Source organism: Sediminibacterium sp. FW305-C-61, from assembly GCF_058231065.1.
The window spans coordinates 350,649-357,853 of record NZ_JBIQXR010000005.1 but is presented as its reverse complement, the minus strand read 5'-3'; the positions used below and the strand labels follow the sequence as shown (position 1 = coordinate 357,853).

Here is a 7,205-nt window from a genome sequence, read left to right as displayed (position 1 = left end):
GTAAGTCATCTGGAAGGGGTTACGTGGGCTGTTACCCAGTTGCTCACCTTCAGAGAACCTTGTTTTTGAGAAACCAATGGTAGCACTCAAACCAACGGTTAATTTATCAGCAGTATGGTCTACGTTGAAACGTGTAGTATAACGTTTCAGGCTAGACCCAAGGTCAATACCCTGCTGATCAAAATAAGAACCAGAAAGATAGAACCTTGTTTTTTCGTTACCGCCAGACATATTCAGTTCATGCGACTGAGTAATACCCTGACGGTAGAAAATATTTGCATAATCAATATCAATCTGGCTGATACTGTCAAGTATCTGTTGCTTACGAGTAGCAGTCATACCAGTAGGAATAGCAGGGTTCAATGGAGAATAAACCCATCCTGGTGTACCACCAAGCTTCTGACGCTCTTCATAAGCGAGCATTTCTTTGGTGTTCATCAGGTTCAGACGCTCAAAGCTTGGGCGCTGGGTAAAACCTACCTGAGTACGGTACTGGAAGTTTGAAGTACCAGCTTTACCTCTTTTGGTAGTAATAACGATTACACCAGTACCACCACGTGCACCATACAGCGCAGCAGCGTTCGCATCTTTCAATACGGTCAGTGATTCGAAATCGTTAGGGTTAATGGTTTGGAAATCAGCAGCAGGAGTAGGTACACCATCAATGATGTACAAAGGCTGCGCACCGGCACCCTGGATAGATTGAACACCACGGATAGTGATGGTAGGGCTGTTGCCCGGCTGACCAGAACTGGAGTTTACCAGCATACCGGGAGCACGACCTTGTAAAGCCTGGTCGAAAGAACCTACAGGTACAGTTTCAACTGCTTTTGCACTGATCACAGATGCAGCACCAGCGAACTGTGTTTTTCTCTCACGAGAATAACCTGTTACAACCACTTCTTCCAGAGATTTTGTCTCAGGGTTTAATGAGGCGTTCACCACAGCTCCTCTGATAGGAAGCTCGATGCGATCGTAACCCACAAACATAAAAGAGATTGTTTTAGCAGCTGCAGGAACAGAGATACGGTAAGTACCGGCTCCATCTGTTAATGCATTCGTGCTGCCCGAAGATACTGTAACACCAACCAGGGGTTGCCCTGTTTTTTGGTCTGTTACTTTACCTGTAACAGTTCTGTTTTGCGCCCAAACCTGTATTGCCGTAAGCAATAGAAGGGCGAAAAAAGCGAATTTTCTTTTCATAAGCAGTTTTTAAATAAAATTTAAAAACTGAAGACACCATGTTTATTTGTTTTTCGAGAGTGTGTGCATCCGAATTCATAAAAAATAGGTCTGGATTAATGAAAAGACTGTCTAAACAACAAATAACAATGCAGCAAACAAATGCAAAAAAGTATCGCTATGTTTTCTATGACCAGTAATTGATAAAAGGCCAGCTTAATTAAATGATCGTAGCGAAATATTTCAAGGAGTGGTGCGTAATAAAAAACTAATGTGTAAAATACTCATTAGTTGGTCAAATGATTTTTTTTGGAAAACTGTTTCATATAAGTGAAAAATTAATATTTACTTAATTGACTATTTATTGCTTTAACATTTCATTAGTATTTCTGTTTTGTTGTATCTTGGGCTTACAGAAGATTTAATAGCAGGTAAAATTGTGAATTAAATTCTGTTATCTAAAACCCCTACTCTGAGCAGTTAAATTGTATTATTTAACATGGCTATACCTATTGTCATCATCAGCTCAGATGAGTCGAAAGTAACGTTCATTAGTGAATATTTACAGACCCTCACTGATTATTATGTTGCAGGCAGCTTTACTGATTTTTTAGATCCGATCAATCAAAATGAAGTTAGTCTATTGCATACTTTGGTTATCTGCGATACTGATGCGATTAATGCAATCAAACATCAAAAAATATTTTCAGCAATTACAGATGTCCCCATCATTCTTATATCCAATTCACTACAGCAGGAGGATCGTGATGGGTTGAATAATTATATTGATGTTTTATCTGTTCCATTAAATGAATCGGAAATAGAGCGGGCGCTGGATAAGTTTGAAAAAATTAAATCCTTTGTTGAGCGAACGATTCTTCCTGAAAAGAATGCAGCCGATACACAAGATAGTTCTCCTTTAAAAAAAAGAATCCTGTTAAAACGAACAAAAGAGTATCTGCCGGTCTTACTGACAGATATTGTATTTTTTTATGTTCAAAACAAAATAACTTTTGCTGTAGATAAATATGCAAAAAAATTTTTTGTACAAAAGAATATCGGGGAGTTGGAGAGTGATTTGTGTAAGAAATATTTTTTCAGGGTAAACAGACAACAAATCATCAATATTGAATTTATCTCGTCCTTTAAGCAGATTGATAAAGTAAGGATTATGATCAAAATGAAAATAGATACAGATCCTATTATCATTGCACAAACCAAAGTTCATGAATTCAGGAATTGGATTGAATCTGTGTAGCTGCGGCGTTGAGTCATAAGCTTCAAGCCATTGATGTTCGGGGGATAGCTTCTAGCCACGAGCTTCTAGCTTTTTTTACTATGAATTCAATTATCCATAAGCGTAAGTGTGGTAATTAAATATTTATTTTGAGTAGGATTTTTACAAAACAAATTCGCAAACCCTGTCATTTATTCCAAGAATTGCAGAAAGCCTAAAATAAGCACCCATCAAGGCTTGTAGCTTGTGGCTTGCAGCTTGCAGCCAATTTCCCCTGACAGTAATGGCTACCGTCTCAAAGCTGATTTTACCGTTCAGTAAAAGTATTAAACGCGCAATTTGCATTCTTCTACATTAATCACTTGTGCTCAAATATTTTTATACTTAATAAGGGTAATGTTTTCTTCTTCTTCTTTGTATGCTGTTTTTTAATTCGATTGTGATAATTCCTAAGTGAGTATCAATAAATCGTGATTCAGGTAGTATGTAAGATGGGCTATGCTTACAAACATTAGATTTACTATCTAAATCTCATATGCACAGTTTTTAAATAATGCATTGCGAGCGCCTATTCTTAGGCGCTCTATATTTTTAAGGAAGAAGCCAGGATAAATGAGTGATTTTAAGACTTGTTAATTGATTAATTAAACAGGGGTGATCATTTTTACTATGATTGATCATATTTCTTTCTAAATAGCCAGATCCTAAGTTTGGTGCGTCTGCCAATTTCGCCACATCCGCTTATTTATTAAAACAAGGAACAAAAATTGCAATAATATTTAAAGATGAAAAAGTAGAAAACAGGCGCTTACTGTAAATAAATGTTTACTTGCTTACGGATAAAGTTTTTTACCTCATCCCATGTTTGCCCTTTAAGGCTAATAGGTTCAGGACTTTGTTCCGCATCTTCAAAATAAACGAGTGCTTGTGGTATGGTAATCATTAATTGCTGTGAAGGAAATTTACGAGAATGGTAGTCGATCAATTGTTCAATTGAATAATGCTGCAGCAATTCATAAATGTCCCAGAAATCCTTTTTTACCCCTCTGCCCAATATTGCATTAATCTTCATGGCAATAATATCTTTGGTATTGTACATCCTTATCCCGTCTATCAATTCTTTTTCCTCGATCATAGGGTGAGTGTAGTGAACTATATCTACTTTGATATCATGAATAAATCCGAAAATCGTCCAGTTAGTGATCTTTCCATCATAAACAAAGTCTTTTCCGAAAAAGCTTTGGAGATCGTTCAGAATTGTGTCCCGCTCAAAACCCTGCTCGCAAAACAAATCAATATCTACAGATATCCGGTGTCCGTATTTGAGTGAAAGAGCGGTCCCGCCAACTAGTGAAAATTTGGCGAGGGCTGGAATATCCATCAATTGTTTTAATAAGGCAAATGTGCCTGGTTCGACTGTCTGAGTTTGTAACATCTGAATTCTTCAATATTTCTTTCGGTCACGGCAGCTGCTAGGTAGAGGGTCTGCAAAGGCATAAACTTGATATTCAATAATGCGTTTGTAATAATCTCTTTGCTATAATACCTCCGGCACTCTCTGATATCAGCAACGTCACCACGTTCAAATACTCTTTCTATAACAAAAACGGCGTTTGATTCAAAGTCAATAGATTCAATATCTACATCCCAAAATATACGCTTATTGAAATTAGGTTTGGGCATGTTTTTAGTTGTTCAATAAAGGTATTACTTTTTCAAGGATAAGCAGGGTATGCATTTTCAAATTTCCGAAAGCTTAATTTAAACATCCGGTCATAGAAAAATACTGATTTTAAATGCTGCTAGATAGATGCAGATGGGTATAATTTTCATGGTATGTTATATTCATGCATAATTAAGATCATAATCCGCATTTTTTAAAACTTTTTACTATGACATACATGGATTGGTAAGAATAGGGGGTATAAAAACAAGAAATCCGCCGAAGCGGATTTCTGTAACCAATCTTGGTTAAAGTGTGCGGATGATAGGAGTCGAACCTACACGCCTCGCGGCGCCAGATCCTAAGTCTGGTGCGTCTGCCAATTTCGCCACATCCGCTTTTCTTAGAACAGGGTGGCAAAAGTAGGGGTTTTACTTAAAAAAATATGACTAGTATCCTGATTTATTTAACAGGTAATGATTCAATGATTTTTCCAATCACGGCATCTTGCGAGCGGCCGTCGATCCACCGGATAACAGCCACCAAATCATGCTCAGGGTCTACATAAATCAGGTTATTTCCATTTCCTACATGGGTAAAAGCGGTTTCCGGGGCACTTGGCAACATTTTCTTACCCGTATTTAAGAACCAGTTCATATAGCCATAATCGGTTTTGGGAGCTGTTGGTGTTAAGGACTGTTGTACCCATGTTTCACTCAATAACTGCTGCCCATTCCATTTGCCACGGTTCAAAGTAAGCCATCCAAAACGGGCCATATCCCAGGCATTAATAAACATACCCCCGCCCCAGTGCCCGCCACCGCTTACAGACTGCACCGGCTGACCATCCAATACAATCCAGGCATTACGATAGCCTGTCCAACGCCAGGTATTTGATGCGCCAATGGGATCCATAATATATTGTTTAAGCGCCTGCGGTAGTGGTTTTCTCCAAACACTGGTGGCGGCCAGCGCCAGTGCATTTACCCTTACATCATTGTATTCATAACTGGTACCCGGCTTGTTCCTTGGGCGGTTCAGCCATTTATTGGGATCTGCATCGGGTCTGTCTGCCCAATCAGGCTTACCCCAAAGTGTGCCTTCCCAATCACTTGTTTGCCGTAGCATATCCTCCCATGTAATGGTTTGGTTATGTGTACCAGCAAAAGGAGAAATCAGTTGAGGTTTGCCTATATCTTCTGCAGGCCTGTTTACAGGCTCTTGTGGTTGATAAAGTTCAATAGGAGGAATATATCGAGCTACAGTATCTTTTACTGAACCAATCATGCCTTTATCAACTGCCACACCTACAATGGCCGATAAAAAACTCTTGGTAACACTATGTGTCATGTCACAACGATCGGGTTCGCCCCACAGCGCCACCACATAGCCTTTGTAAACGATGATACCTGTTGCTTCACCCCGATCTGCAAATGGACCAATGCCTTCTCCAAAAGGTTCTTTACCGAATGTGCGGTAATGATTGATCTCCATGCTGCGCGGATTTTTTGATTCTCCCGCTTTTGCCAATGTAATGGCGTCCTGTAAAATAGTTGGGTTGATGCCCATCACCTGGGGAACACGTTGTTCCCATTTTCCCGCAGGCGGAAAATATTGGGCTGATGGTTTTTGCGCAACCGAAATAGATTGCCACAATACCAGTATAAAAAGAAAAAAGCTATTTCGCATTTTCATTTTACTAAAATAGCGAAATAGCTTTGTATAAATAGGAGGTGGGTTTACCAGTCTCTTTTCTGACGTTGTTGACCATTCGTAGCATATCTCCTTGGATCGCCACCTCTGAATGATCGGCGCTGACCCTGGTTTCCATGAACTGTTCTCTGCTGCGGTTGTTTAGGCGCAGGTTTGAAATTGGTCAGTGAAATATCGCTCATCACATACGGATGATCATTTACTTGCGGAACTGGTATGCCAATAAGTTTCTGGATATCTTTCAGGTACGCTTTTTCTTCTGCATCGCAAAAGGATATGGCAATACCCGAAGCACCTGCTCTACCTGTTCTGCCAATACGGTGAACATAGGTTTCAGGAACATTGGGTAGTTCGTAGTTGATTACATGCGATAATTGTTCCACATCAATACCTCTTGCCGCAATATCTGTTGCAACCAGCACACGCAGGTTACCAGATTTAAAATCTGTAAGGGCACGCTGACGAGCGTTTTGTGATTTATTACCGTGAATTGCAGCGGCACCAATTCCAGCTTTATGCAGGTCTTTTACTACTTTATCTGCACCATGCTTAGTACGGGTAAATACGAGTACGGTTTCAATTTGTTTGTCTTGTAATAAATGTTGCAGTAAAGCACGTTTGTCTTGTTTCTCCACAAAATAAACCGACTGCTCAATTTTTTCAGCAGTAGAGGAAACAGGTGTTACTTCTACTTTAACCGGGTTGTTTAAAATACTACCTGCTAAACCTGCAATTTCAGGCGGCATAGTAGCAGAGAAAAACAGTGTTTGTCGCTTTGCAGGAATCTTAGCAATTACTTTTTTCACGTCGTGGATAAAACCCATATCGAGCATACGATCGGCCTCATCTAAAACGAATAATTGTAATTGTTGTAAGCTGATATAACCTTGTTGCATCAGGTCAAGTAAACGACCAGGTGTAGCAATCAAAACATCTACACCTCTTTTCAATGCCTGCGTTTGTGGTAACTGTGATACACCACCAAATATAACCGCATGTCTGATGTTGGTATGACGACCATATGCAGCAAAGCTTTCATCAATTTGAATAGCCAGTTCTCTGGTTGGTGTTAATATCAACGCCTTAATACCGGGTGTATTATTTTTTTGTTGAAAGAGTAATTGTAAAACCGGAATTGCAAAAGCAGCAGTTTTACCTGTGCCAGTTTGCGCACAACCTAATAAATCACGTCCTTCAAGCACTACCGGAATAGATTGTTGTTGAATAGGAGTTGGATTTGTGTAACCTTCTGTCTGGAGCGCACGTAAAATGGGCTCGATCAGATTCAATGAATCAAATGTCAATGGAATAAATTTTAAATAAAATACAACTGAATTCGCTCAGTTGTTATATAACCTTCCTACGGTGGATGCTTATAGCTACCTGTTTAAAGACTGATGAACTTTGTCA

Annotated in this window: 7 protein-coding genes and 1 tRNA gene; 1 reads left to right on the top strand and 7 read right to left on the bottom strand. The window is 39.3% G+C overall.

Annotation, left to right across the window (positions count from 1 at the left end):
- The coding region (locus tag ACH30E_RS14630) for a TonB-dependent receptor plug domain-containing protein (RefSeq protein ID WP_490847351.1) at positions 1 to 1,203 on the bottom strand (1,203 nt) is incomplete at its 3' end.
- 478 nt (positions 1,204 to 1,681) lie between these two features.
- Here ACH30E_RS14630 and ACH30E_RS14625 point away from each other — a divergent pair.
- The gene (locus ACH30E_RS14625) at positions 1,682 to 2,440 is read left to right on the top strand and encodes a LytR/AlgR family response regulator transcription factor (protein ID WP_294997262.1); all 759 of its coding nucleotides are present in this window, start codon (positions 1,682 to 1,684) and stop codon (positions 2,438 to 2,440) included.
- Between the two features lie 141 nt (positions 2,441 to 2,581).
- Here ACH30E_RS14625 and ACH30E_RS14620 read toward each other — a convergent pair whose 3' ends face one another.
- From ACH30E_RS14620 to ACH30E_RS14595, 6 genes are all read right to left on the bottom strand, one after another.
- Positions 2,582 to 2,764, bottom strand: a complete 183-nt coding sequence (locus tag ACH30E_RS14620; RefSeq protein ID WP_294997264.1) for a hypothetical protein — start codon at positions 2,762 to 2,764, stop codon at positions 2,582 to 2,584.
- A 463-nt stretch (positions 2,765 to 3,227) separates the two neighbouring features.
- Complete coding sequence (locus ACH30E_RS14615) at positions 3,228 to 3,854, bottom strand: nucleotidyl transferase AbiEii/AbiGii toxin family protein (RefSeq protein ID WP_490825190.1); 627 nt, start codon at positions 3,852 to 3,854, stop codon at positions 3,228 to 3,230.
- A complete protein-coding gene (locus ACH30E_RS14610; RefSeq protein WP_294997268.1) occupies positions 3,809 to 4,102 on the bottom strand; it encodes a DUF6922 domain-containing protein in 294 nt (97 codons plus the stop codon). The genes ACH30E_RS14615 and ACH30E_RS14610 overlap by 46 nt, the downstream gene beginning before the upstream one ends.
- A 296-nt stretch (positions 4,103 to 4,398) precedes the next feature.
- A tRNA-Leu gene (locus ACH30E_RS14605) sits at positions 4,399 to 4,480 on the bottom strand.
- A gap of 64 nt (positions 4,481 to 4,544) precedes the next feature.
- Positions 4,545 to 5,777, bottom strand: coding sequence for a serine hydrolase domain-containing protein (locus ACH30E_RS14600; RefSeq protein WP_490825191.1), 1,233 nt, complete (start codon positions 5,775 to 5,777; stop codon positions 4,545 to 4,547).
- Positions 5,778 to 5,821: 44 nt separating this feature from the next.
- On the bottom strand, positions 5,822 to 7,099 hold the full coding sequence (locus tag ACH30E_RS14595; RefSeq protein ID WP_490825192.1) for a DEAD/DEAH box helicase: 1,278 nt from the start codon (positions 7,097 to 7,099) through the stop codon (positions 5,822 to 5,824).
- Between the last annotated feature and the right edge of the window lie 106 nt (positions 7,100 to 7,205).

Excerpts from the sequence above, each read along its gene's own strand:
- ACH30E_RS14625 (WP_294997262.1), top strand. The coding sequence starts at position 1,682 with ATGGCTATACCTATTGTCATCATCAGCTCAGATGAGTCGAAAGTAACG.
- ACH30E_RS14615 (WP_490825190.1), bottom strand. The coding sequence starts at position 3,854 with ATGTTACAAACTCAGACAGTCGAACCAGGCACATTTGCCTTATTAAAA.
- ACH30E_RS14600 (WP_490825191.1), bottom strand. The coding sequence starts at position 5,777 with ATGAAAATGCGAAATAGCTTTTTTCTTTTTATACTGGTATTGTGGCAA.
- ACH30E_RS14610 (WP_294997268.1), bottom strand. The coding sequence starts at position 4,102 with ATGCCCAAACCTAATTTCAATAAGCGTATATTTTGGGATGTAGATATT.
- ACH30E_RS14620 (WP_294997264.1), bottom strand. The coding sequence starts at position 2,764 with ATGCAAATTGCGCGTTTAATACTTTTACTGAACGGTAAAATCAGCTTT.